At 59.0% G+C, this 21,977-nt stretch carries 24 protein-coding genes and 1 riboswitch; of the genes, 12 read left to right on the top strand and 12 right to left on the bottom strand.

The genetic code is table 11. From position 1 onward, the window contains the following. Positions 1 to 43 precede the first annotated feature (43 nt). Both putA and L383_RS19810 read left to right on the top strand, forming a co-directional pair. Entirely contained in the window at positions 44 to 4,006 is a 3,963-nt protein-coding gene (putA, locus tag L383_RS19805; RefSeq protein WP_014883314.1) for a trifunctional transcriptional regulator/proline dehydrogenase/L-glutamate gamma-semialdehyde dehydrogenase, read from the top strand. A 102-nt stretch (positions 4,007 to 4,108) separates the two neighbouring features. Further along, positions 4,109 to 4,504, top strand: a complete 396-nt coding sequence (locus tag L383_RS19810; RefSeq protein ID WP_014883313.1) for a lysozyme inhibitor LprI family protein — start codon at positions 4,109 to 4,111, stop codon at positions 4,502 to 4,504. Here the strand turns inward: L383_RS19810 and rutR are convergent. Further along, positions 4,501 to 5,139 (bottom strand): HTH-type transcriptional regulator RutR, encoded by a 639-nt coding sequence (gene rutR, locus L383_RS19815; protein WP_014883312.1) that lies wholly within the window; start codon positions 5,137 to 5,139, stop codon positions 4,501 to 4,503. The two genes, L383_RS19810 and rutR, sit on opposite strands and share 4 nt — an antisense overlap. Before the next feature lie 244 nt (positions 5,140 to 5,383). On the opposite strand from rutR, the gene rutA reads away from it, so the two are divergent. The 7 genes from rutA to rutG are packed head-to-tail and all read left to right on the top strand — an operon-like array spanning position 5,384 to position 10,818. Further along, the gene (gene rutA, locus L383_RS19820) at positions 5,384 to 6,475 is read left to right on the top strand and encodes a pyrimidine utilization protein A (protein WP_014883311.1); all 1,092 of its coding nucleotides are present in this window, start codon (positions 5,384 to 5,386) and stop codon (positions 6,473 to 6,475) included. Beyond that, the gene (rutB, locus tag L383_RS19825) at positions 6,475 to 7,164 is read left to right on the top strand and encodes a pyrimidine utilization protein B (RefSeq protein ID WP_014883310.1); all 690 of its coding nucleotides are present in this window, start codon (positions 6,475 to 6,477) and stop codon (positions 7,162 to 7,164) included. Before rutA ends, rutB begins: the two co-directional genes overlap by 1 nt. A gap of 11 nt (positions 7,165 to 7,175) precedes the next feature. Continuing rightward, positions 7,176 to 7,562, top strand: a complete 387-nt coding sequence (gene rutC / locus L383_RS19830) for a pyrimidine utilization protein C (RefSeq protein ID WP_023332661.1) — start codon at positions 7,176 to 7,178, stop codon at positions 7,560 to 7,562. 7 nt (positions 7,563 to 7,569) lie between these two features. Next, positions 7,570 to 8,370 carry a pyrimidine utilization protein D gene (gene rutD, locus L383_RS19835; RefSeq protein ID WP_023332660.1) on the top strand — a complete coding sequence of 267 codons (801 nt, stop codon included), beginning with the start codon at positions 7,570 to 7,572 and terminating at the stop codon, positions 8,368 to 8,370. A gap of 9 nt (positions 8,371 to 8,379) precedes the next feature. Next, positions 8,380 to 8,970, top strand: coding sequence for a malonic semialdehyde reductase (locus L383_RS19840; RefSeq protein WP_014883307.1), 591 nt, complete (start codon positions 8,380 to 8,382; stop codon positions 8,968 to 8,970). A gap of 9 nt (positions 8,971 to 8,979) precedes the next feature. Beyond that, positions 8,980 to 9,474, top strand: coding sequence for an NADH-dependent FMN reductase RutF (rutF, locus tag L383_RS19845; protein ID WP_023332659.1), 495 nt, complete (start codon positions 8,980 to 8,982; stop codon positions 9,472 to 9,474). Positions 9,475 to 9,495: 21 nt separating this feature from the next. Beyond that, positions 9,496 to 10,818 carry a pyrimidine utilization transport protein G gene (rutG, locus tag L383_RS19850; RefSeq protein ID WP_014883305.1) on the top strand — a complete coding sequence of 441 codons (1,323 nt, stop codon included), beginning with the start codon at positions 9,496 to 9,498 and terminating at the stop codon, positions 10,816 to 10,818. Between the two features lie 73 nt (positions 10,819 to 10,891). On the opposite strand, the gene L383_RS19855 is transcribed toward rutG, so the two are convergent. The 4 genes from L383_RS19855 to L383_RS19870 form a co-directional block, all read right to left on the bottom strand. Next, the gene (locus tag L383_RS19855; RefSeq protein WP_176450254.1) at positions 10,892 to 11,416 is read right to left on the bottom strand and encodes a GNAT family N-acetyltransferase; all 525 of its coding nucleotides are present in this window, start codon (positions 11,414 to 11,416) and stop codon (positions 10,892 to 10,894) included. A 3-nt stretch (positions 11,417 to 11,419) separates the two neighbouring features. Further along, positions 11,420 to 11,689, bottom strand: a complete 270-nt coding sequence (locus tag L383_RS19860; protein ID WP_014883303.1) for a type II toxin-antitoxin system TacA family antitoxin — start codon at positions 11,687 to 11,689, stop codon at positions 11,420 to 11,422. 61 nt (positions 11,690 to 11,750) lie between these two features. Continuing rightward, positions 11,751 to 12,668: a DMT family transporter gene (locus L383_RS19865; RefSeq protein ID WP_023332657.1), complete on the bottom strand. Its 918-nt coding sequence runs from the start codon at positions 12,666 to 12,668 to the stop codon at positions 11,751 to 11,753. 116 nt (positions 12,669 to 12,784) lie between these two features. Beyond that, the gene (locus tag L383_RS19870; RefSeq protein ID WP_023332656.1) at positions 12,785 to 12,955 is read right to left on the bottom strand and encodes a con-10 family general stress protein; all 171 of its coding nucleotides are present in this window, start codon (positions 12,953 to 12,955) and stop codon (positions 12,785 to 12,787) included. Positions 12,956 to 13,346: 391 nt separating this feature from the next. On the opposite strand from L383_RS19870, the gene wrbA reads away from it, so the two are divergent. Continuing rightward, on the top strand, positions 13,347 to 13,943 hold the full coding sequence (gene wrbA / locus L383_RS19875) for an NAD(P)H:quinone oxidoreductase (protein WP_014883301.1): 597 nt from the start codon (positions 13,347 to 13,349) through the stop codon (positions 13,941 to 13,943). A gap of 18 nt (positions 13,944 to 13,961) precedes the next feature. Next, a complete protein-coding gene (locus tag L383_RS19880; protein WP_014883300.1) occupies positions 13,962 to 14,189 on the top strand; it encodes a YccJ family protein in 228 nt (75 codons plus the stop codon). Positions 14,190 to 14,222: 33 nt separating this feature from the next. Here the strand turns inward: L383_RS19880 and agp are convergent, their stop codons facing one another. Then, positions 14,223 to 15,464: a bifunctional glucose-1-phosphatase/inositol phosphatase gene (gene agp / locus L383_RS19885; protein ID WP_023332655.1), complete on the bottom strand. Its 1,242-nt coding sequence runs from the start codon at positions 15,462 to 15,464 to the stop codon at positions 14,223 to 14,225. A gap of 103 nt (positions 15,465 to 15,567) precedes the next feature. Then, complete coding sequence (locus L383_RS19890; protein WP_014883299.1) at positions 15,568 to 16,068, bottom strand: DedA family protein; 501 nt, start codon at positions 16,066 to 16,068, stop codon at positions 15,568 to 15,570. 158 nt (positions 16,069 to 16,226) lie between these two features. Beyond that, positions 16,227 to 16,396: riboswitch (M-box (ykoK) riboswitch) on the top strand. 60 nt (positions 16,397 to 16,456) lie between these two features. Here L383_RS19890 and L383_RS19895 point away from each other — a divergent pair. After that, the gene (locus tag L383_RS19895) at positions 16,457 to 17,458 is read left to right on the top strand and encodes a magnesium transporter (RefSeq protein WP_014883298.1); all 1,002 of its coding nucleotides are present in this window, start codon (positions 16,457 to 16,459) and stop codon (positions 17,456 to 17,458) included. On the opposite strand, the gene hpxK is transcribed toward L383_RS19895, so the two are convergent. The 5 genes from hpxK to L383_RS19920 are packed head-to-tail and all read right to left on the bottom strand — an operon-like array spanning position 17,424 to position 21,977. After that, on the bottom strand, positions 17,424 to 18,686 hold the full coding sequence (gene hpxK, locus L383_RS19900) for an allantoate amidohydrolase (protein WP_023332654.1): 1,263 nt from the start codon (positions 18,684 to 18,686) through the stop codon (positions 17,424 to 17,426). The two genes, L383_RS19895 and hpxK, sit on opposite strands and share 35 nt — an antisense overlap. Continuing rightward, positions 18,683 to 19,924: a pyridoxal-phosphate-dependent aminotransferase family protein gene (locus L383_RS19905; RefSeq protein ID WP_023332653.1), complete on the bottom strand. Its 1,242-nt coding sequence runs from the start codon at positions 19,922 to 19,924 to the stop codon at positions 18,683 to 18,685. Before L383_RS19905 ends, hpxK begins: the two co-directional genes overlap by 4 nt. A gap of 13 nt (positions 19,925 to 19,937) precedes the next feature. Beyond that, positions 19,938 to 20,675 carry an amino acid ABC transporter ATP-binding protein gene (locus L383_RS19910; protein ID WP_008499843.1) on the bottom strand — a complete coding sequence of 246 codons (738 nt, stop codon included), beginning with the start codon at positions 20,673 to 20,675 and terminating at the stop codon, positions 19,938 to 19,940. Then, complete coding sequence (locus L383_RS19915) at positions 20,656 to 21,312, bottom strand: amino acid ABC transporter permease (RefSeq protein ID WP_014883296.1); 657 nt, start codon at positions 21,310 to 21,312, stop codon at positions 20,656 to 20,658. Before L383_RS19915 ends, L383_RS19910 begins: the two co-directional genes overlap by 20 nt. Continuing rightward, the gene (locus L383_RS19920; RefSeq protein WP_023332651.1) at positions 21,312 to 21,977 is read right to left on the bottom strand and encodes an amino acid ABC transporter permease; all 666 of its coding nucleotides are present in this window, start codon (positions 21,975 to 21,977) and stop codon (positions 21,312 to 21,314) included. Before L383_RS19920 ends, L383_RS19915 begins: the two co-directional genes overlap by 1 nt.

The raw sequence follows: 21,977 nt of genomic DNA, 5'->3' as shown, positions 1-21,977 counted from the left end.
TGCCATCTACAAAACGCGATTACAGAACAACAGGAGTTTTGGCATGGGGATGACCACCATGGGGGTTAAGCTGGATGACGCTACCCGCGAACGGATTAAAACCGCAGCGACCCGCATTGACCGCACACCGCACTGGTTAATCAAGCAGGCGATTTTTAACTATCTCGAAAGACTGGAGAGCGACGAAGGCCTGCCAGAACTGCCTGCCCTGCTGGCGGGTGCCGCCAATGAAAGCGAGGATGCGCCCGCCGCTGGTGACGAAAGCCACCAGCCGTTCCTCGAATTCGCCGAGCAGATCCTGCCGCAGTCCGTCAGCCGTGCCGCCATTACCGGCGCTTACCGTCGTGCCGAAACCGACGCCGTGCCGATGCTGCTGGAGCAGGCCCGCCTGCCGGAAGCCATTGCCGCCCAGGCGCACAGCCTGGCGTATCAGCTGGCCGACAAGCTGCGCAACCAAAAAACCGCCACCGGCCGCGCCGGGATGGTGCAGGGTCTGCTGCAGGAGTTTTCCCTCTCTTCACAGGAAGGCGTGGCGCTGATGTGTCTGGCGGAAGCGCTGCTGCGTATTCCGGATAAAGCCACCCGCGACGCGTTGATCCGCGACAAGATCAGCAACGGCAACTGGCATTCGCACATTGGCCGCAGCCCGTCCCTGTTCGTTAACGCCGCCACCTGGGGCCTGCTGTTTACCGGCAAACTGGTCTCAACCCATAACGAAGCCAACCTGTCACGCTCTTTGAACCGCATCATCGGTAAGAGCGGCGAGCCGCTGATCCGCAAAGGCGTGGACATGGCGATGCGCCTGATGGGCGAGCAGTTCGTGACCGGCGAAACCATTGCCGAAGCGCTGGCGAACGCCCGCAAGCTGGAAGACAAAGGTTTCCGCTACTCGTATGACATGCTCGGTGAAGCGGCCCTGACTGCCGCCGACGCGCAGGCCTACATGGTCTCTTATCAGCAGGCGATCCACGCCATCGGTAAAGCCTCTAACGGCCGCGGTATTTATGAAGGTCCGGGTATCTCTATCAAACTGTCCGCCCTGCACCCGCGCTACAGCCGCGCGCAGTACGACCGCGTGATGGAGGAACTTTACCCGCGCCTGAAATCCCTGACCCTGCTGGCGCGCCAGTATGACATCGGCATCAATATCGACGCCGAAGAGGCCGACCGTCTGGAGATCTCCCTCGATCTGCTGGAAAAACTGTGCTTCGAGCCAGAGCTGGCGGGCTGGAACGGCATTGGCTTCGTTATCCAGGCGTACCAGAAGCGCTGCCCGTTCGTCATTGATTATCTGATTGACCTGGCAAGCCGCAGCCGTCGCCGCCTGATGATCCGCCTCGTGAAAGGCGCCTACTGGGACAGCGAAATCAAACGCGCCCAGATGGAAGGTCTGGAAGGCTATCCGGTCTATACCCGTAAGGTCTACACCGACGTCTCTTACCTCGCCTGTGCGAAAAAACTGCTCGGCGTGCCGAACCTGATCTACCCGCAGTTCGCTACCCATAACGCCCACACCCTGGCGGCAATCTACAGCCTGGCGGGTCAAAACTATTATCCTGGCCAGTACGAGTTCCAGTGCCTGCACGGCATGGGTGAACCGCTTTACGAGCAGGTGACCGGTAAGGTAGCGGATGGCAAGCTGAACCGCCCATGCCGCATTTATGCGCCGGTAGGTACGCACGAAACGCTGCTGGCGTACCTGGTGCGTCGTCTGCTGGAAAACGGCGCGAATACCTCCTTCGTAAACCGCATCGCCGACACCACGCTGCCGCTCGACGAGCTGGTGGCCGATCCGGTGCAGGCCGTTGAGAAGATGGCGGCCCAGGAAGGTCAGATTGGTCTGCCGCATCCGAAGATTGCCCTGCCGCGCGAGCTGTATGGCGCAGGCCGCGTCAACTCTGCGGGTCTGGACCTGGCGAACGAACATCGTCTGGCGTCCCTCTCCTCTGCCCTGCTCAACAGCGCGCTGCAGAAATGGCAGGCGAAACCGATCCTTGAGCAGTCCGTCGAGGACGGTGAAATGCAGCCGGTTATCAACCCGGCAGAGCCAAAAGATATCGTCGGCTATGTACGCGAAGCCACCGAAGCGGAAGTGGATCAGGCGCTGGACAGTGCGGTCAACAACGCGCCAATCTGGTTTGCCACCCCGCCGCAGGAGCGTGCCGCCATTCTGGAGCGTGCTGCCGTGCTGATGGAAGATCAGATGCAGTCGCTTATCGGCATTCTGGTGCGTGAAGCGGGTAAAACCTTCAGCAACGCTATCGCCGAAGTGCGTGAGGCCGTGGACTTCCTGCACTACTACGCGGGTCAGGTGCGCGATGATTTCGATAACGAAACCCACCGTCCGCTCGGACCGGTCGTGTGTATCAGCCCGTGGAACTTCCCGCTGGCTATTTTTACCGGTCAGATTGCCGCCGCCCTTGCCGCAGGTAACAGCGTGCTGGCCAAACCGGCAGAGCAGACCCCGCTGATTGCCGCGCAGGGCATCAACATTCTTCTGGAAGCCGGCGTACCTGCGGGCGTGGTCCAGCTGCTGCCAGGCCGCGGCGAAACGGTCGGCGCTAAACTGACCTCCGATAACCGCGTACGCGGCGTGATGTTTACCGGCTCGACCGAAGTTGCCTCTCTGCTGCAGCGCAATATTGCTACCCGTCTGGATGCGCAGGGTCGTCCTACCCCGCTCATCGCGGAAACCGGCGGCATGAACGCCATGATCGTTGACTCCTCTGCCCTCACCGAACAGGTGGTGGTTGACGTGCTGGCCTCGGCGTTCGACAGCGCCGGTCAACGCTGCTCCGCCCTGCGCGTACTGTGCCTGCAGGATGACGTGGCCGACCACACGCTGAAGATGCTGCGCGGCGCGATGGCCGAATGCCGTATGGGCAACCCGGGGCGTCTCACCACCGACATCGGCCCGGTGATTGACGCGGAAGCCAAAGCCAATATCGAAAACCACATCCAGACCATGCGCGCCAAAGGCCGTCCGGTGTTCCAGGCGGTGCGTGAGAACAGCGAAGATGCCCGCGAGTGGCAGACCGGCACCTTCGTGCCGCCAACGCTGATTGAGCTGGCAAGCTTCGACGAGCTGAAAAAAGAGGTCTTCGGTCCGGTGCTGCACGTGGTGCGTTACAACCGTAACAACCTTAATGAACTGATCGATCAGATCAACGCCTCGGGCTATGGCCTGACGCTTGGCGTACACACCCGTATCGACGAAACCATCGCGCAGGTGACCGGCAGTGCCAAAGTGGGCAACCTGTACGTTAACCGCAACATGGTCGGCGCGGTCGTGGGCGTACAGCCGTTCGGCGGTGAAGGTTTGTCCGGCACCGGTCCGAAAGCGGGCGGTCCGCTTTACCTGTACCGTCTGCTGGCGAACCGTCCAGAGAACGCGCTGGGCGTGACGCTGGCACGTCAGGACGCAGACTATCCGGTCGACGCGCAGTTGAAAACCGTGCTGACGCAGCCGCTTGAAGCGCTGATCGCCTGGGCGGAAAAACGTCCTGAACTGCGTGCCATTGCGCAGCAGTACGGCGAGCTGGCGCAGGCTGGCACGCAGCGTCTGCTTCCGGGGCCAACCGGCGAGCGCAACACCTGGACGCTGATGCCGCGCGAGCACGTACTCTGCGTAGCGGATAACGAGCAGGATGCGCTGGTACAGCTGGCTGCCGCGATGGCAACCGGATGTGAAGTGCTGTGGCCGGAAGATGCGCTGCATCGCGACCTGGCAAAACAGCTGCCAAAAGCCGTTTCAGCCCGCATTCGCTTCGCGAAGGCCGATGCGCTGCTGACGCAGCCGTTTGACGCCGTGATTTATCACGGTGATTCCGACCAGCTGCGCGAACTGTGCGAACAGGTGGCGGCCCGCAGCGGGGCGATTGTTTCGGTACAGGGCTTTGCGCGTGGGGAAACCAACCTGCTGCTGGAGCGTCTGTACGTGGAGCGTTCGCTCAGCGTCAACACCGCGGCGGCGGGCGGTAACGCCAGCCTGATGACCATCGGTTAATCGTGTAAACTCTCCCCGGTGGCGCTACGCTTACCGGGGCTACAAAGAATCGTAGGCCGGATATGCATAGCGCATCCGGCTTTTTTTTACACGGAGGGGATGATGAAAAGAGTATTTCTCGCAGGTGCCGCACTGCTGTTGAGCACCAGCGCGCTGGCCAACGAGTGCGACAACGCCACCACCCAGCTTGAACTGAACACCTGTAGCGCGCAACAGTACCAGGCGGCGGATAAGAAGCTCAACGCGACATATCAGGCCGCTATCAAACGTGCGGCAGCCCCCCAGCGTGACCTGCTAAAAAAAGCGCAGCAGGCGTGGATTACCCTGCGGGATGCAGACTGCACGTTTATCGGTTCGGGTACGGAAGGTGGAAGCATTCAGCCAATGATTGTCAATCAGTGCCTGGCAGAGAAAACCGCGGAGCGAGAAGCGTTTCTGGCCTCGCTGATGCAATGTGAAGAGGGCGATTTAAGCTGCCCTCTCCCTCCGGGAAACTAACGCACGCGGATCCCTTCGATAATCATCCGCTGTACGTTTTCCAGGGTGCTGTGGAAAAACGCTTCATCCTGGAGCGTTTTCCCGGTCACCGCCTCGACCTGGGCCGCAAAGTCAGCGTAATGCTGGGTGGCGGCCCAAATCATAAAGATCAAATGCTGCGGATCGACCGGCGCCAGCTTTCCGCTGGCGACCCACCCGGCAATAATCGCCGACTTATCGTCCACCAGCTGCTTTAAATCCCCCGTCAGCTCAGCCTGCAACAGCGGCGCGCCCTGCAGCATCTCAAGACAAAACAGGCGCGACGCCTGCGGGTAATCGCGTGACACCTCCAGCTTCAGGCGGATGTACTCTTTGATCGCCACCAGCGGGGCCAGCTCTGCGCGGAACGCTTTCAGGGGCGCCAGCCAGATATCGAGGATCTGCTGCATCACCGCCACATAGAGCGCCTCTTTCGACGGGTAGTAGTAGAGCAGATTGGTTTTGGAAACCCCGGACTGCTCCGCTACCTGCTCCAGTCGCGTGCCGTGAATGCCAAACTGTGAAAACGTCTCCAGCGCCGCGCTGAGAATAGCCTGCTTCTTGGCGCTGACTGCCTGTGACCGTTTACCTGGTGTTTTCACTGCGCCTTGTGTCATTCCCGCTCTCCTTATTCTGCGTTGCCCTCAGCATAGCAAAACCCCCGTCTCGCCACGACATTCTGCACTCCCATCGCGCATGAATGCCTGTTTTCTGTGCAATGTTTTTGACCAGTTAGTCCACTTTTAACCGCATCAATACGCCAACCTTCGATTAACACATTAATAACAAAGTCATTTTCAAAACTGGCACTCCCTTTGCAAAAAACGCCAGTACCTGCAACGTAGTGAAGAGAGGTTCGTGATGAAAATTGGCGTATTTGTACCTATCGGCAACAACGGCTGGCTTATCTCGACCACTGCCCCGCAATACATGCCGACCTTTGAGCTGAATAAAGCCATCGTACAAAAAGCGGAGCACTACCATTTCGACTTTGCACTTTCGATGATCAAGCTGCGCGGCTTTGGCGGCAAAACCGAATTCTGGGATCACAACCTGGAGTCCTTCACCCTGATGGCAGGACTGGCCGCGGTCACCTCGCGGATTCAGATCTACGCTACCGCCGCCACGCTCACCCTGCCACCGGCGATCGTCGCGCGCATGGCCTCAACCATCGACTCGATCTCCGGAGGACGCTTTGGCGTGAACCTGGTGACCGGCTGGCAAAAGCCGGAGTACGAGCAGATGGGGCTCTGGCCGGGTGACGATTACTTCTCGCGTCGCTACGACTACCTGACCGAATACGTGCAGGTCCTGCGCGATCTCTGGGGCACCGGCAAAAGCGATTTCAAAGGTGACTTCTTCACCATGAACGACTGCCGCGTCAGCCCGCAACCGTCGGTGCCGATGAAGGTGATCTGCGCCGGGCAGAGCGACGCGGGGATGGAATTCTCCGCCAAATACGCCGACTTTAACTTCTGCTTCGGGAAAGGCGTTAACACCCCTGCCGCTTTCGCCCCCACCGCGGCGCGCATGAAAGAGGCTGCCGACAAAACCGGGCGCGACGTGGGCTCCTACGTGCTGTTTATGGTGATTGCCGACGAAACCGACGAGGCCGCACGCGCGAAATGGGAGTGTTACAAGGACGGTGCTGACGAGGAGGCCCTGAGCTGGCTTACCGAGCAGAGCCAGAAAGATACCCGTTCCGGCGCAGACACCAACGTCCGCCAGATGGCTGACCCCACCTCCGCCGTCAATATCAATATGGGCACGCTGGTTGGATCCTATGCCAGCGTTGCCAGAATGCTCGACGAAGTCGCCGCCGTACCCGGCGCAGAGGGCGTTCTGCTGACCTTCGATGATTTCCTCACCGGTGTGGAAACCTTCGGCGAGCGCATCCAGCCGCTGATGCAATGCCGCGCCCACATTCCTGCCGTCACGAAGGAGGTTGCGTAATGACGACCTTAAACGCTCGCCCGGAAGCCATCACCTTTGCGCCGCAGCAGAGCGCGCTGATCGTGGTGGACATGCAAAACGCCTACGCCAGTAAAGGGGGTTATCTGGATCTGGCGGGGTTCGACGTCTCCGCCACGCAGCCGGTCATTGCGAACATCAACACCGCCGTCAGCGCCGCACGGGAAGCCGGCATGCTCATCGTCTGGTTCCAGAACGGCTGGGACGACCAGTACGTGGAGGCCGGTGGCCCCGGCTCGCCCAACTTCCACAAGTCCAACGCCCTGAAAACGATGCGCAAAAACCCTGAACTGCAGGGCAAGCTGCTGGCAAAAGGCGGCTGGGATTATCAGCTGGTGGACGAGCTGGTCCCGCAGGCAGGTGATATTGTCTTGCCCAAACCGCGCTACAGCGGCTTTTTCAACACCCCGCTCGACAGCCTGCTGCGCAGCCGGGGCATTCGTCACCTGGTCTTTACCGGCATCGCCACCAACGTTTGTGTGGAGTCGACCCTGCGCGACGGCTTTTTCCTTGAGTATTTTGGCGTGGTGCTGGAAGACGCGACCCATCAGGCCGGGCCGGAATTCGCGCAGAAAGCGGCCCTGTTCAATATCGAAACCTTTTTTGGCTGGGTGAGTAACGTCGCAGCGTTCTGCGATGCCCTGAATCCGCCGCTCGCCCGTATCGCCTGAGGAGAACGACGATGCCGAAATCCGTGATTATTCCGCCGGGCACCAGCACACCGATTGCCCCGTTTGTCCCCGGAACGCTCGCCGACGGCGTGGTGTATGTCTCCGGTACGCTGCCGTTTGATAAAGACAACAACGTGGTGTTTATCAACGACCCAAAGGCACAAACCCGCCACGTGCTGGAGACGATCAAAAGCGTGATCGAAACGGCGGGTGGCACGATGGAGGATGTGACCTTCAACAGCATCTTTATCACCGACTGGAAAAACTACGCCGCGATTAACGAGATCTACTCCGAGTTCTTCCCCGGCGATAAGCCGGCCCGGTTCTGTATACAGTGCGGGCTGGTGAAGCCTGACGCGCTGGTTGAAATTGCCACCGTTGCGCACATTGCGAAGTGAGGCAGCCATGAAACTCTCCGTCTCACCGCCCCCGTATGAGGGGGCACCCGTGGTAGTCCTCATTGCCGGTCTCGGCGGCAGCGGCAGCTACTGGCTGCCCCAGCTGGCCGCGCTGGAGCCGGAGTATCAGGTGGTGTGCTATGACCAGCGGGGGACGGGTAATAACCGCGATACCCTGCCGGAAGGCTATAGCCTGGCGCAAATGGCGGACGAACTGGCCATAGCGCTGGCTGAAGCCGGAATTGCCCGCTACTGCGTGGTAGGGCATGCGCTGGGCGCGCTGATCGGGCTACAGCTGGCCCTCGACAGACCTGATGCGCTCACCGCGCTGGTGTGCGTCAACGGCTGGCTAACCCTCAACGCCCATACCCGACGCTGTTTTCAGATCCGCGAGCGTTTGCTGCATTCCGGCGGCGCGCAGGCGTGGGTAGAGGCGCAGCCGCTGTTTCTCTACCCGGCAGACTGGATGGCTGCTCGTGCGCCCCGCCTGGAGGCCGAAGAAGCGCTGGCGCTGGCCCATTTCCAGGGCAAAAGCAACCTGCTGCACAGGCTCAGCGCCCTGAAGAAAGCGGATTTCAGCCGCCACGCCGCGCGTATTCATTGTCCGGTACACCTCATCTGTTCCGCCGACGACATGCTGGTGCCCTGTGTCTGCTCGACTGAGCTACAGGCGGCTCTCCCACGCAGCCACAGCGTGGTCATGCGCCAGGGCGGGCATGCCTGCAACGTCACCGAACCGAACACCTTTAACACCCTGCTGCTGAACGGGCTTGCCAGCCTGCTGCACAGTCATGAACCCGCTTTATAAGGAGCTTTAATGAGCGAAGCCATTAATCCTGCGGCGCGCGAAACGCTATTCACCGGCGCCCGTACCCACAACGGCTGGCAGAATCTGCCCGTCAGCGACGAGACGCTGCGCGAAATCTACGACCTGATGAAATGGGGCCCAACCTCCGCCAACTGCTCCCCGGCGCGAATCGTGTTTGTGCGCAGCGCAGAGGGAAAAGAGAAGCTGCGCCCGGCGCTCTCCAGCGGCAATCTGGAAAAAACGCTCACCGCGCCGGTCACGGCGATTGTTGCCTGGGACAGCGAGTTTTATGAGCGCCTGCCGGAACTGTTCCCGCACGGCGATGCCAGAAGCTGGTTTACCACCAGCCCGGCGCTCGCCGAAGAGACGGCATTTCGCAACAGCTCCATGCAGGCTGCTTACCTGATTTTCGCCTGTCGCGCCCTCGGGCTGGACACCGGCCCGATGTCAGGCTTTGACCGACAAAAGGTCGACGAGGCCTTTTTCACCGGCACGCTGCTTAAAAGCAATCTGCTGATCAACATTGGCTATGGTGATACGAACAAACTTTACGGACGCCTGCCGCGTCTGGCGTTCGAAGATGCCTGCGGGCTGGCGTAAGGAGCAATCATGACGACACCGGATAAACAAACCTTTCGCGACGCCATGGCCTGCGTCGGCGCGGCAGTCAACATCATCACCACCGACGGCCCGGCGGGAATGGCGGGATTCACTGCCAGCGCGGTGTGCAGCGTCACGGATTCGCCTCCCACCCTGCTGGTATGCCTGAACCGCGGCGCGTCCGTCTGGCCGACGTTTAGCGAAAACCGCACGCTGTGCGTGAACACCCTGAGCGCCGGACAAGAGCCGCTATCCAACCTGTTTGGCGGCAAAACGCCAATGGAGACGCGCTTTGCCGCCGCCCGCTGGCAAACGGGCGATACGGGGTGTCCGCGTCTGGAGGATGCGCTGGCCTCGTTTGACTGCCGCATCAGCCAGGTGGTGAGCGTCGGTACCCACGACATTCTGTTTTGCGACATTGTTTCGATTGTTCGCCACCCCGCGCCGCAAGGGCTGGTGTGGTTTGACCGCGGCTACCACGCGCTTATGCGACCCGCCTGCTAAGGCGCTTTAAGGAGACAGACCATGTTCGGATTTCCCCACTGGCAGTTGAAATCGACCTCCACAGAAGCAGGCGTGGTCGCGCCGGATGAACGACTCCCGCTCGGACAAACGATGGTGATGGGCGTCCAGCATGCAGTCGCGATGTTTGGTGCGACCGTACTCATGCCGATGCTGATGGGGCTTGATCCCAACCTGTCGATTCTGATGTCGGGTATCGGCACCCTGCTGTTCTTTTTTGTCACCGGTGGGCGCGTGCCCAGCTATCTGGGCTCCAGCGCCGCGTTTGTCGGGGTGGTTATCGCCACAACCGGATTTAACGGCCAGGGGATCAACCCTAACCTGAGCGTGGCGCTCGGCGGCATCATCGCCTGCGGCCTGGTCTATACCCTGATTGGTCTGGTGGTGATGAAGATCGGCACGCGCTGGATCGAACGCATGATGCCTCCCGTGGTGACCGGTGCCGTCGTCATGGCGATTGGCCTGAACCTGGCGCCGATCGCAGTGAAAAGCGTCTCCGGCTCGCCGTTTGAAAGCTGGATGGCGGTGATCACCGTGCTGTGTATCGGCCTGGTGGCGGTGTTTACGCGCGGGATGATCCAGCGTCTGCTGATTCTGGTCGGGCTGATTGTCGCCTGTCTGGTTTACGCTCTGCTGGCGAACGTTTTCGGTCTCGGCAAGCCGGTCGATTTTACCCTGCTCCATCAGGCTGCCTGGTTTGGCCTGCCGCAGGTCACTTCCCCCACCTTTAACACCCAGGCAATGATGCTTATCGCACCGGTGGCGGTGATCCTGGTGGCGGAGAACTTAGGTCACCTGAAGGCGGTCGCGGGAATGACCGGCCGCAGTATGGACCCGTACATGGGCCGGGCATTTGTCGGTGACGGTCTGGCTACCATGATCTCAGGCTCCGTGGGCGGCAGCGGCGTCACCACCTATGCCGAAAATATCGGCGTGATGGCGGTGACCAAAGTCTACTCGACGCTGGTCTTCGTCGCGGCAGCGGCGATGGCGATACTGCTTGGTTTCTCTCCGAAGTTCGGCGCGCTGATCCACACCATTCCGTCGCCGGTCATCGGCGGAGCATCGATTGTGGTATTTGGGCTGATCGCCGTGGCTGGCGCGCGAATCTGGGTGCAGCATCGGGTCGATCTGAGCCAGAACAGCAACCTGATTATGGTGGCGGTCACGCTGGTGCTGGGCGCGGGCGATTTCGCGCTAACGCTGGGCGGATTTACGATTGGTGGGATCGGCACGGCAACGTTCGGGGCAATTCTGCTTAACGCCCTGCTGAGCCGCCGGATGGGCGCAGCACCGCAGGGTGAGGTGGTGCATCAGGATTCGTAAAATCTTGACGTCGGGTAATAGTCACACCTTACCCGACCATAATCTTGCGTACTATCAAAAGGCAGTACAACGATCACGCCTGCTCAAAGAGTTGTTCGATAGATTTTGTGGGGAAGAAAAGAGAATGGCTGTTTTCACCTGTCAGCGGAATAAAACCCTGCTTCAGATAGAATCGTTTTGCCTGTTCATTGAGAGCATCAACAAAGATTCCGTGTACCCCTACCGCCTGCGATGCCAGATACACAACGCGCATAGCATGTGCGACGAGCGTTGTTCCCCACTCCTTTCCCTGTAGATCTTTATGCACAGCCAGACGCCCCAGCGTCACACTGGGTACGTTGACATAGGGGATCCGACGCTGCTGGGTCTTAGAAGGAAGCATCGCTTTTTCAAAGCAACTTCCGGACAACGTGTAATAGCCCAGCACACGCGGATGGTCACGATCTTTAAGCAGGTAGCCTCGCAATATCCGTCCCTTGTGCTGACGCACCAGATGTTCCGTCAGGAAGGCATTGAGCGAGGGTTCACCACAATCGAAGCCCCTGAAATCGTAATCACTTCCCTCTGAAAACATTTCGATCGTGAGATTTGCCACGATGCTTCACTCCATGTTTCGAAGACGTTTTGCCGCTCGCTTCAGGCGTTCATTTGGCTCTGGCGGATTGTCGATGGCGTCCATCACCGCATTCCATGATGACTCGTTTAATACGAGACGCCGATGTTGTTCGATGACTTCAGCAGCGCGTTCTGACGCACTGTTCACCATAAACTGGGTGATTGTCTGGTTCGTCATCGCCGCCGCTTCTTCAATCATTGTTTTGTCTTCGTCCGTTAAGCGAAGATCGATACGCTGTTTTTTAAGTGCTGGCATGGTTTACATCACCGTGTACGGTATTTATCCGTACATATCCTGGACTAATCCGCTCCGTTTTTCAATCACAACCTTTTTCAGTCGTCAGATCGCTCACCTCAATCTGGCGTTTTCTGAGCTTCAGCTCGCTCACCAGCACCCCGGCGACAATAAATGCCGCACCGGCCAGGGCCAGCAGCGGCAAACGCTCTCCGGCGAGGCGACCAAAAATCCCCGCCCATACCGGTTCACCGGTGTAGATCACCGTTGCCCGCGTCGGGGAGACGCTGCGCTGCGCCCAGTTCATGGTGACCTGAATAATGGCGCTGAAGATGCCCAACCCCAACGCGACCACGATCAGACCGGTAGACATCGGCGGCACAGACTCTCCGGCCGGTACCATCGTCGCAAACGCCACCAGCGAGGCCGTGGCGAGCTGGACCACCGTCACGCGCTTGACGTCCACCTTGCCCGCCCAGGCGCTAATCAGAATAATTTCCGCCGCAATGGCAATCGCCCCGACGAGGGTAATGATCTCGCCCGGTCCAAGTGCCAGCAGGTTATTTTCCGGCCCGGCCAGCAAAATCAGGCCGATAAACGCCAGCACGATACCGATGCAGGACATCATCCCCGGCAGCCGCCCCAGGCAAAGCCACTGCAGGAGCGGTACCAGCGGCACATACATGGCGGTGATAAATGCCGATTTGCTGCTGGAGATAGTCTGTAATCCCCATGTCTGCAGGCTGTAGCCCATTGCAATCGCCACCCCGATCGCCACCCCGGCCTTCAGCTCTTTGAGGGTTAGTCCGCGCAGGGATTTTAGCGATACGATCGCCACGGCTATCGCCGCCGTCGCAAAGCGCAGACCAACAAAAAAGAACGGATCGCTCAGCGTTACCGCGTACTGTACGGCCAGAAACGTCCCGCCCCAGAACATGGTGATGAGAATAAGGATGGCTTCCTGCGGTTTTACGGAGAATTTAAAGCGTGAGACAGACATGCGACACCAGCAAATGAGAACAATTCTGTAGTGTGCGTCGCCTTTGGTTACAGTTCAATGTTGCAGAAATAAAAAAACCGCCGGGAACGCCCGGCGGCAGGGTTCAGCCTGGCGCGTTACTTATTGCTGCCGTGGCTGTTTTTACCCCCTTTCTTGCCAGCCTCTGATGCGCGCTGAGGGTCATTTTTGAAGTTGCCCCCGCTATGCTGGCCACCTTTACGACCTGCTTCTGATGCTCTTTCACGGTCTTCAGCGAAATTACCTGAACCACCACGATGGTTTGCCATCTCTAACCTCCAGAGTGTGAAACATTAGACATCATATTGCATTCAGTAAAAGAGGATTCTTTCACCTCGCGGCATGAGGACAGTGCCTTTATCTGTGCCGCGTGAAACTAAGCTTAGTGGACTAAGGCTGTCCGGCAAGCCGCTGGTAATATCCTGCAACAGGATCTCAGTCTTTCGGGTGAGATAACGCGACGGAAATTCATAACTCTTTCTTATCATTTCAAAAAACGGAGGCGAGAAAGTTGTTTCATTTTGCTACAGCACGCTTCCCCAATCATATTGTTATAAATCAAAGAAATGATGTTCATTTTTGCAGTCTGGCCGTGATGGCATATCTTTAAATGAACGCAGCGATCCGCTGTCAGAAAACACAAACGAGGAGTGATGCAAAATGGCAAAAGTTCTGGTGCTCTATTATTCCATGTATGGACACATTGAAACCATGGCTCACGCAGTCGCAGAAGGTGCAAACAGGGTGGACGGCGTTGAGGTTGTGGTGAAGCGCGTACCGGAAACCATGCAGGCGGAAGCCTTCGCCAAAGCCGGGGGAAAAACACAGAATGCCCCGGTCGCCACGCCTCAGGAGCTGGCAGATTACGATGCGATTATTTTCGGGACGCCAACCCGTTTCGGCAATATGTCCGGCCAGATGCGCACCTTCCTCGATCAGACGGGCGGGCTATGGGCCTCAGGCGCTTTATACGGCAAACTCGCCAGCGTCTTCAGCTCTACCGGCACCGGTGGCGGTCAGGAGCAGACGATTACCTCAACCTGGACTACCCTTGCTCATCATGGGATGGTGATTGTGCCGATTGGCTACGGCGCGCAGGAACTCTTTGATGTTTCTCAGGTACGTGGCGGTACTCCCTACGGTGCAACCACCATTGCCGGCGGCGATGGTTCCCGACAGCCGAGCGACGAAGAGCTCGCCATCGCCCGTTATCAGGGTGAGCATGTCGCGGGCCTCGCCAAAAAACTGAACGGCTAACTCAACAGGAGGACAAGCATGCCAACTCAGGAATCAAAAGCCCACCGCGTGGGTGAATGGGCAAGTTTACGCAATACCTCTCCGGAGATTGCCGAAGCCATTTTTGAAGTCGCGAAATATGACGAGAAACTGGCAGAGCAGATTTGGGAAGAAGGTAGCGACGAAGTGCTGGTTCGCGCCTTCGAAAAGACGGACAAAGACTCGCTCTTCTGGGGCGAACAGACCATCGAACGTAAAAACGTCTGAACGTTTCCCCCCGCCTTTGCGGGGGGTTATCCTCTATTTTGCCGCGCTGTTCATCACCGCATTAAACTTATCAACCGGGCAGAAGCCGTTAGCATCCACCGGGCAGCCTTTCAGCTCCAGCGTCACACGCTGCGCGGGGGATTCCAGCGACAGCACGCTGGCGTTTCGCAGCTGCTCTGAGCTCTGGTAGACATACTCAATTTTCATCAGTTCCTGGTTAGCGTTTTTGTCATGCCAGCGCTGGAAGACTATTTTGCCGCCAATTGGCGTGCGCTCGTGCTGATCGTGGAGTTGATACGGTTTGAAATCCAGCGCGGTCAGCAGCGACGCAATGTTCGAATCATGCCCCACCAGCAGGGTGATTTTAGGCGCTTTCGCCTGATCGGTGACCAGCGCGTTATCAATATATTTCACCAGCGGTTTGGCGACGTTTTGCGCCACCTCGGTGGAGGTAAACAGCGAGTCCTGATAGCCGTTTTTCAGCTTCGACAGCACACGCCACTGCTGGTCAGTCTTGATCTCACCCCAGGCCACCTGGTCAGCCGGGAAACCTTCGTAATATTGCAGCGTGAACGCATCCACCAGCGAGTTACCCACTTTCAGCGGACCGGACACGCCTGGCTCTTTTTCATAGTCGGCACTGAACGTATCTTTCGCGTCCGCCAGCGAGCAGACTTTTTTCTCTTTGCAGGACGGCGAATCGGCGTAGTTCGTCATCTGCTCCAGCAGCTTATAGCTTTCTGAAAGCTGCATTTTCTGCCGCTCGGTCTCCATCGCCTTCAGCGCTTTTTCGCGGAACTCAGGCGAGTTATCGGTAATGACCGGATTAAAGGTGGGATCCATCGTGCCCATTTTTTCCTGATGATGCACAGGCACATCGCACCCCGGGAACGCGCCGGTAATGAAGAATTGCGCAGTCGCAACGGTACGCTGCAGGCTATTGGCATATGCATAAACGGTCTCCGCTGGCGGGCACTCTCCAGTCTTTATCATCCCCTGCTGCGCCAGCCACTCGCGCATGTAATGACCCATATAGACCTCCAGCACGCCGCCTTTGGTGGTGAGCTGACCACCCGGTACCTCCCACTCTGGCCACTGTTTCGGCGTGGACTGCTCCAGCACGCTGCCGTTGTTGGCGAGCGGTGCGCGCAGGTTATGGCGACTCATGATTAAAACTTGCTCCAGCTGATACCCTTCCGGCGTCTCTTGTGCCTGCACGCCAAACGTTGCTGAAATGGAACCGGCGACTGCCAGCGCGAGTAGTGCTTTTCTCATCCCTAATTCCTCACTCGTTTTAAAATGTCGCATTCAGTGTGACAGATTCGTGACAATTTTCCGGGAAGCATTTCTCAATCTGATGAATACCTTACTCGCCGATTTAGACGCTGATACCAGCGACGATACCAACATACAGCGCCGCCCACGCGCAGGCAGAAAGCAGGCTGACGGCGTAGACCTTCACGGCGCTTAGCCTGAGCATCCCCGCTGCCAGCGGCACGATATAACGCAATACCGCCAGAAAGCGCGACGTAAACAGCGCAATTTCACCGTTCTTTTGCAGCTGATGCTGCACTCTCAAAAACCTGTCGGCATGCTTAGACGTGAAACGCGTGACCAGGCGGGTGTGTCCCATCAGCTGGCCAACATGGTAATTTAGCACCGATCCCACCGTTGCCCCCATTACCACGGCAAGCCATGCGAGCCCAGGATGCATGCTCCCCTGGCTGACGCCGATGCCCGCCAGCAGCATCACCGAGGCGGGTGGCAGCACGGAGGAGATCAGTACCGTCGATTTACCCAGCGCCATCACGAATAACAACGCAAACAGATGTGCCGGATAGAGCGCAAAATGAGTAAGCAGATGATCAAACCACGCCATTTACCCCATCCTCGTGATGATTTAATCTTTTATTTAAAATGAATAACCTTAAATAAACCCTCAACATCGTATTAATAAAATTCTTCTAAACCGTTCTTAAACATTATTTAAAATCCTGAGCGGTAAAATTAAATATGCGTATTATCCCTCACGTTTTACAACGATCTCGTTATGGCGAGGCTCCTGTACAAATACACGTTATCGCTCTGGTGGGTTCGAGAGAACCAACACAGGGTAAAACAGGCACTGTCGAATCAAGGCTTTGTCAGTATAACTTCCCTTGCGGGATACGGTGTACAGTGCTGAACCCAGGACGTGGGGATCTCCTCTTCGACATGCCCTGTCTTGCTCGCCCCTGAGAGATGTTATTATTCAAAGGGAATTCACTATGTCTTACGCTATTCACAATCAAAACCCGGCATTCAATGACAGCGCCATCGCGCAATATATGAATACCGATTTTATCGTCCTTGATATTGCATTATGCGTGGCGCTGGCGCGCGAGCAATTCTTCGCAAAATTAAAAGACGACGATATTCCATCGCATATTTTTATTGAAGACAATGGCCGCCTGGCGGGCATGATTGCGGTGCGTAAATTGCTGCAAACCGCCGATACGCTACAGCCGGTGAAATCGCTGATGATCTCGCAGTTTTTACAGGTCAAACCGGAGGATGAACGTGCCGATGTTGCCGGCCAGCTGGCGCACGGCGGCGCGGACGTTGTGCCGGTGGTCACCCACGGCAAGCTCGTCGGCTGCCTGACCGAGCGCGAAATCGCCCATCTGCTGGAAGATGACGTCACCGAAGACGCTCAGCTTCAGGGGGCGACGCTGCCGCTGGAGAAGCCCTATCTGGAAACCAGCGCCTTCAGCCTGTGGAAGAAACGCTCCGTCTGGCTGCTGCTGCTGTTTGTCGCAGAAGCCTATACCAGTTCGGTGATCCAGCACTTCGAAGAGGCGCTGGAGTCCGCCATTGCGCTGGCGTTCTTTATTCCGCTGCTGATCGGCACGGGCGGCAACAGCGGAACGCAGATCACCTCCACGCTGGTGCGCGCCATGGCGCTGGGAGAGGTGCATCTTCGCGACGTCGGGCGCGTGCTGCGAAAAGAGATGACCACCTCGCTGATGATTGCCGTGACGCTCGGGATTGCCGGGTGTATCCGCGCGTGGATGATGGGGATTGGGCTGGAAATCACGCTTATCGTCAGCCTGACGCTGGTGTGCATAACGCTGTGGAGCGCGATTGTGTCGTCCGTGATTCCGATGGTGCTCAAACGCTGCGGCATTGACCCGGCGGTCGTCTCCGCGCCGTTTATCGCGACGCTTATCGACGGCACCGGGCTGATTATCTACTTCAAGATCGCGCAATATACGCTGGGGCTGGAGTAACGCGGTCCGCCAGCTGGATCACCGCTCGCGAAAACGCCTCAATCGCCAGCGCGACATCCTCAGCCATCACCGACTCTGCCGGGTGGTGGCTGACGCCCCCCTTGCAGCGCACAAACAGCATCCCTACCGGCCAGCGTTCCGCGATGGCTATCGCATCATGGCCCGCGCCGCTGGGCAGCGACAGTGAACGCCCCTGCACCGATTCGACGGCCTCCCCTAACACGTTTTGCAGGTGGATATCGCACGGCGTGGCGGCGATGCGGTAAAACTCCTCGGCGCTGAACTGCAGTCCGCGTCGCGACGCGATTGCCTGCGCATTTTCCAGCAATTCGGCCAGCAACCGATCCAGCGGCGCATCCTGCGGACCGCGGATATCCAGCGAGAGCTGAACCTCGCCGGGGATCACGTTTACCGCACCGGGCAGGCAGCGCAGCTCCCCGACCGTCGCCACCCGATTGCCGCCCTGCTGCCGGGTGGTATTTTCGATGAGAACCATCCATTCGGCAGCGGCGGCCAGCGCGTCCTTACGATGGTTCATCGGCACGGTTCCCGCGTGCCCGGCCTCGCCGGTGAAACGGCAATTCAGGCGACGCGCGCCGTTGATGGCTTCCACCACGCCGAGCGCGAGACCGTCCTGCTCAAGGCACGGCCCCTGTTCAATGTGCAGCTCCAGGTAGGCGCTGAAATCCTCGGGACGGCGTGCGGCATGCGACACGCGGCCGGGATCGAGCCCCACCTGCACCATTGCCTGCGCCACGCTGATGCCGCTGGCGTCGGTTTTTTCCAGCCAGTCCTGCGGCCAGGTGCCCGACAGCCCCCGGCTGCCTAACAGCGTAATGCCGAAACGGGTGCCCTCTTCATCGCAAAAACCGACAATCTCAATGGCCTGCGCCAGGTGCAGACCCTTCTGGTGCAGGCTGTCCACCACTTCAATCGCGGTGAGCACCCCGAGCATACCGTCGTAGCGCCCCGCATTGCGCACGGTATCCAGATGCGAACCGAGCAGCACCGCCTGCGCCCCTTCCTGAGCACCTTCATAGCGTCCACAGATATTGCCCACGCTGTCCTGCCAGACGGTCATCCCCGCCTGGCTCATCCACTGTCCGACCAGCTGGTTGGCCTGCAGATGCTGCGCCGAGAGGTAGACCCGGGTCAGCGCATCCGGCGTTTCGCTGATGGCGGCCAGCGCATCGGCGCGCGCCATCACCCGTTCTGCCGCCGGGCTCATTGCGGCGTCTCGCGGCGATAGTGATCCCACGCGGCCTGCATGGCGGCCCCCTGCGTGGTGGTGAATTTCAGGTAGTTCAGCACCGACTCCAGCGCGCTCAGGGTGGTCATCACGCAATCCTTACGCGCGTTATAACCCATGGTGCCAATGCGCCACACTTTACCGTGCAGCGGGCCAAACGAGGTGCCGATTTCAATCCCGAAATCCTCCAGCATCAGCTTACGCACCTCGTCGCCGTTGACGCACTGTGGAATCACCACGCCCAGCACGTTATACATCTTGTGCTTCAGGTCGCCGAAGGTCTCCAGCCCCATCGCCTGAATGCCCTTCAGGAGCGCATCGCCGTGCAGCTTGTGGCGGGCAATGCCGTTCTCCAGCCCTTCCTGCAGGATCAGCCGCGCGCATTCGCGGGCGCCAAACAGCGCGGTGGTAGCTTCGGTATGGTGATTCAGCCGTTCCGGCCCCCAGTAGTCCATCACCATGCCAAGATCGAAGTAGTTGGAGTAGATCATCTCCTCGTCGCCGTCGCGGTGGGCGTCGGTGCGAATGCCCGCCTCAACGCACTTGCGGCGGCGGATCGCCTCCTCCATCCGCGTACTCAGGGTGACTGGCGAAGTACCCGATGGCCCGCCGAGACACTTCTGCATCCCGGCCGAGACGGCATCCAGCCCCCAGGCGTCGGTCTCCAGCGCGTTGCCGCCGAGCGACGCGGTGGCGTCGGTGTAAAACAGCACGTCGTAGCGGCGGCAGATAGCGCCAAGCTCCGCGAGCGGCTGCAGCATGGTGGTGGAGGTGTCGCCCTGTACGGTGAGCAGCAGGCGAGGACGAATACGCTTAATTGCATCCTCCACCTGGTCCGGGGTGAACACCTCGCCCCACGGCACCTCGATGGTATGCACCTCCGCCCGACAGCGGCGGGCAATTTCGCACAGCAGGTGACCAAAGCGGCCAAAGACCGGAACCAGCACTTTATCCCCCGGGCGAATGGCGGAAACCAGTATCGCTTCAATCCCCGCCCGGGAGGTACCGTCGACCAGCATCGTCCAGCGATTTTCAGTGCGGAATACGCCGCGATAGAGCGCCATCACCTCGTTCATGTAGTGGGTCATGGCCGGATCGTACTGACCAATCAGCTGGCTCGACATAGCGCGCAGCACGCGCGGGTCGGCGTTGATCGGCCCCGGCCCCATCAGCAGACGCTGCGGCGGGTTAATTTGTGGAAAATGTGCAATATCCATGAGTCAGTCCTTATCAGTTGAGGCCGCGCACGGAGGAGATGAACTGCTTCAGTTCCGTGGTCTGCGGGTTGGCGAACAGCGTTTTGCTGTCGCCCTGCTCCCAGACTTTCCCCTGGTGCATAAACACCACGCGGTCGCCCACTTCGCGGGCAAAATTCATTTCGTGCGTCACGAGAATCAGGGTCATCCCCTCGGCGGCCAGCTGCTCCAGTACCTTGAGCACTTCGCCCACCAGCTCCGGGTCAAGCGCGGAGGTGATCTCGTCACAGAGTAAAACTTTAGGCGACATCGCCAGCGCGCGGGCAATCGCCACGCGCTGCTGCTGGCCGCCGGAGAGGCTCGACGGGTAGTAATCCAGACGATCGCCTAAGCCCACTTTCTCCAGCATGCGCTGCGCCAGCTCCCGGCATTCGGCAGCACTTTTCTTCAGCACCCGACGCGGGGCGAGCATGACGTTTTCCAGCGCCGTCATGTGCGGGAACAGGTTGAAGCTCTGGAACACCATCCCCACCGAGCGGCTGATTTCACGCGCCTGGGAATCCCGGTCGGTAATGGTCATGCCGCCCAGCTTAATGCTGCCGTCCTGATAGCCCTCCAGGCCGTTGATACAGCGCAGCAGCGTGCTTTTTCCCGATCCGCTGCGCCCGATAATGGAGATCACCTGGCCCATGTCGATATCCAGATCGACACCCTTGAGCACGTGGTTATCACCGTAGTACTTCTGCACCTGATTAATGGTGATGAGAGGCATTGAATTTCGTCTCCAGATAGCGGCTGTAGCGCGACAGCGGATAACACAGAATGAAGTAGCCCAGCGCCACCAGCGCAAAGACTTTGAACGGCTGATAGGTCACGTTGGTCAGCATGGTCCCGGCCTTGGTCAGCTCGATAAAGCCGATAATCGACGCCAGCGCGGTACCTTTGATCACCTGCACGGCAAAGCCGACCGTCGGGGCGATGCCGATGCGCAATGCCTGCGGGGCGACCACGCGAAACAGGGTCTGGCCGAAGGTCAGTCCCAGACAGCGCGAGGCTTCCCACTGCCCCTTCGGCAGGGCGCGAATGCTGCCGTACCAGATATCGAGCAGAAATGCGCTGGTGTAAAAGGTTAACGCCAGCGAGGCGGCGGTCCACGGCGAGACGTCGATGCCGAACAGCGCCACACCAAAGAAGGCCAGGAACAGCTGCATCAGCAGCGGGGTGCCCTGAAACAGCTCGATATAGCCGCGGATAATGCGCTTCACCGTGCGCCCGCCCGTCAGGCGCAGCAGCAGGAGCGGCAGCGTTACCACCGCCCCGCCGACAAACGCCACCAGCGACAGCAGTACCGTCCAGCGTCCGGCCAGCAGCAGGTTGCGAATAATGTCCCAGTCGGTAAAGGTGGTCATCATGCCTGCACCCCCAGCCATTTCCGTCCAGCCGCCATCATCAGCTGGCGCAGGGTAATCGACAGCGCTAAGTAGATACCGGTTGTCACCAGATAGACCTCAAAGCTCAAAAACGTTCTGGACTGGATCAGGTTGGCGGCGAAGGTCAGCTCTTCATACGAGACCTGCGACACCACCGACGAGCCGAGCATCACGATGATGCACTGGCTCACCAGTGCCGGATAAATACGTTGCAGCGCGGGCGGCAGCACCACGCGAATAAAGGTCTGCAGGCGGGTCAGCCCCAGCACGCGTCCGGCCTCCCACTGCCCTCTCGGCGTTACCTGAATGCCCGCGCGGATAATCTCAGTGCTGTAGGCGCCAAGGTTCACCACCATCGCCAGCAGCGCCGCTTCCCCCGCCGTCATCTTCAGGCCCAGATTCGGCAGGCCGAAGACGATGAAAAATAGCTGCACCACAAACGGCGTGTTGCGGATAATCTCCACGTAACCGCCCCAGATCCGGCTGTACCAAGTTGGGCGTCCGCTGCGGATCGCCGCCCCGAAAATCCCTATCGCCAGCCCGCCGACGGTCGCCATCACCGTCAGCTGGATGGTGACCCACAATCCCGCCAGCAGCGCCGGCCAGTGCGGCCACAGTTCAGAGAAATGAAGTTGCTCAGTCAT

Source organism: Enterobacter sp. MGH 37, assembly GCF_000534515.1.
GTDB classification, from domain to species: Bacteria; Pseudomonadota; Gammaproteobacteria; order Enterobacterales; family Enterobacteriaceae; genus Enterobacter; species Enterobacter kobei.
This window is presented reverse-complemented; position numbering and strand designations above follow the sequence as displayed.

Excerpts from the sequence above, each read along its gene's own strand:
- L383_RS19865 (WP_023332657.1), bottom strand. The coding sequence starts at position 12,668 with ATGTCTGTCTCACGCTTTAAATTCTCCGTAAAACCGCAGGAAGCCATC.
- L383_RS19910 (WP_008499843.1), bottom strand. The coding sequence starts at position 20,675 with ATGCCTCTCATCACCATTAATCAGGTGCAGAAGTACTACGGTGATAAC.
- rutG (WP_014883305.1), top strand. The coding sequence starts at position 9,496 with ATGTTCGGATTTCCCCACTGGCAGTTGAAATCGACCTCCACAGAAGCA.
- rutD (WP_023332660.1), top strand. The coding sequence starts at position 7,570 with ATGAAACTCTCCGTCTCACCGCCCCCGTATGAGGGGGCACCCGTGGTA.
- L383_RS19880 (WP_014883300.1), top strand. The coding sequence starts at position 13,962 with ATGCCAACTCAGGAATCAAAAGCCCACCGCGTGGGTGAATGGGCAAGT.
- L383_RS19895 (WP_014883298.1), top strand. The coding sequence starts at position 16,457 with ATGTCTTACGCTATTCACAATCAAAACCCGGCATTCAATGACAGCGCC.
- rutB (WP_014883310.1), top strand. The coding sequence starts at position 6,475 with ATGACGACCTTAAACGCTCGCCCGGAAGCCATCACCTTTGCGCCGCAG.
- rutA (WP_014883311.1), top strand. The coding sequence starts at position 5,384 with ATGAAAATTGGCGTATTTGTACCTATCGGCAACAACGGCTGGCTTATC.
- L383_RS19870 (WP_023332656.1), bottom strand. The coding sequence starts at position 12,955 with ATGGCAAACCATCGTGGTGGTTCAGGTAATTTCGCTGAAGACCGTGAA.
- L383_RS19915 (WP_014883296.1), bottom strand. The coding sequence starts at position 21,312 with ATGACCACCTTTACCGACTGGGACATTATTCGCAACCTGCTGCTGGCC.
- wrbA (WP_014883301.1), top strand. The coding sequence starts at position 13,347 with ATGGCAAAAGTTCTGGTGCTCTATTATTCCATGTATGGACACATTGAA.
- agp (WP_023332655.1), bottom strand. The coding sequence starts at position 15,464 with ATGAGAAAAGCACTACTCGCGCTGGCAGTCGCCGGTTCCATTTCAGCA.
- L383_RS19890 (WP_014883299.1), bottom strand. The coding sequence starts at position 16,068 with ATGGCGTGGTTTGATCATCTGCTTACTCATTTTGCGCTCTATCCGGCA.
- L383_RS19905 (WP_023332653.1), bottom strand. The coding sequence starts at position 19,924 with ATGGATATTGCACATTTTCCACAAATTAACCCGCCGCAGCGTCTGCTG.
- hpxK (WP_023332654.1), bottom strand. The coding sequence starts at position 18,686 with ATGAGCCCGGCGGCAGAACGGGTGATGGCGCGCGCCGATGCGCTGGCC.
- L383_RS19810 (WP_014883313.1), top strand. The coding sequence starts at position 4,109 with ATGAAAAGAGTATTTCTCGCAGGTGCCGCACTGCTGTTGAGCACCAGC.
- rutF (WP_023332659.1), top strand. The coding sequence starts at position 8,980 with ATGACGACACCGGATAAACAAACCTTTCGCGACGCCATGGCCTGCGTC.
- L383_RS19860 (WP_014883303.1), bottom strand. The coding sequence starts at position 11,689 with ATGCCAGCACTTAAAAAACAGCGTATCGATCTTCGCTTAACGGACGAA.
- putA (WP_014883314.1), top strand. The coding sequence starts at position 44 with ATGGGGATGACCACCATGGGGGTTAAGCTGGATGACGCTACCCGCGAA.
- L383_RS19920 (WP_023332651.1), bottom strand. The coding sequence starts at position 21,977 with ATGACTGAGCAACTTCATTTCTCTGAACTGTGGCCGCACTGGCCGGCG.
- L383_RS19840 (WP_014883307.1), top strand. The coding sequence starts at position 8,380 with ATGAGCGAAGCCATTAATCCTGCGGCGCGCGAAACGCTATTCACCGGC.
- rutC (WP_023332661.1), top strand. The coding sequence starts at position 7,176 with ATGCCGAAATCCGTGATTATTCCGCCGGGCACCAGCACACCGATTGCC.
- rutR (WP_014883312.1), bottom strand. The coding sequence starts at position 5,139 with ATGACACAAGGCGCAGTGAAAACACCAGGTAAACGGTCACAGGCAGTC.